Annotated in this window: 1 pseudogene; it reads left to right on the top strand. The window is 67.6% G+C overall.

The features are described from left to right. Positions 1–635 precede the first annotated feature (635 nt). Positions 636–860 (top strand): annotated as a pseudogene (locus ACFYE1_RS17460) (hypothetical protein); the annotation flags it as partial. Positions 861–1,009: the final 149 nt, after the last annotated feature.

Here is a 1,009-nt window from a genome sequence, read left to right as displayed (position 1 = left end):
ATGACGAGGGACTCCATGACGGGACCCCTTTCGACTAACTGACAACGGATGACCCAGAACCACGACGAGAGCGAGCACTCGTCAGGTCCCGGAGGAGCACATTGCGCAACCTGTTTCATAATGTGCTCACCAGCGTGACCTGTGCCACTTCCCCCTGTCAAGCATTCCGAGTGATTGTTCGAGCGGTCGCCACGGCGGTCCCCCCAATGAGCTCTCTATCGACCGGAATCCTTGACACCATCACTGGGCGGCTCGGTGGATGTTGCGCAGTATGAACTAAGTTGCACATCAAAGACTCGATGTCCTCTCCGCCACTCCCTCCGGTCCGCGGCGGACGACCTGCTCCGATCCGCAGGGCCAGGACCCCGTCCAGGGCGGTGCCACAGGAAACGCCGCCCGGCACGAAACTCCGGGACGGGGTGCGCCAGTCCTCCGGGGACGCGGACAGCGACAGAGCAGGGAAGGGCCTCGTGGCCCGACAGAAGCCCGAAGTGCGCGAGGTCGACGAGAACGACCTCGACGTGAGCAAGCCCAAGGACTGGGCCGGCGGTTGGCCTGCCGTCTACTACGCCATGGAACTGGCGCTCGACCACATGGGCCCGGTCCGGGCCGGCCGAACGCTGCTGAGCATGAACCAGAAGAACGGGGTGGCCACCATCAAGGAGGTCATCGATCTCCTGCTGCTGCGGGGCATCATCGGCACGCCGGGTGCGGGCGCCTCGCCCGTCCGCGGGCACTCCAACGTGCAGGGCGACCGGACCATGGGCATCTGGGAGCCGATGCCGCCGGCGTCCCTGGACGCCCTGGGCCAGGAGTTCTCCTTCCACCCGCCCCGTGACCACGGGGTCGACGCGGTCGACGCCGACTGGGAGGGCGTCGAGGCCGACGACGACCGGATCCGTGATCACAGCGCGAACGTCGTCGTCCGCCTGGAGCCGGCGGCCTCGGCCCCGGCCAGCACGTCCGCGAGCCGGTCCCGGCGGGCCAGGACCCGGAAGGTCGCAGCGTC

It is taken from the genome of Kocuria nitroreducens (genome assembly GCF_042879195.1).
Classification (GTDB): Bacteria; Actinomycetota; Actinomycetes; order Actinomycetales; family Micrococcaceae; genus Kocuria; species Kocuria nitroreducens.
The sequence above is the reverse complement of the archived record's forward strand: the minus strand, read 5'-3'. Positions and strand labels throughout refer to the sequence as shown.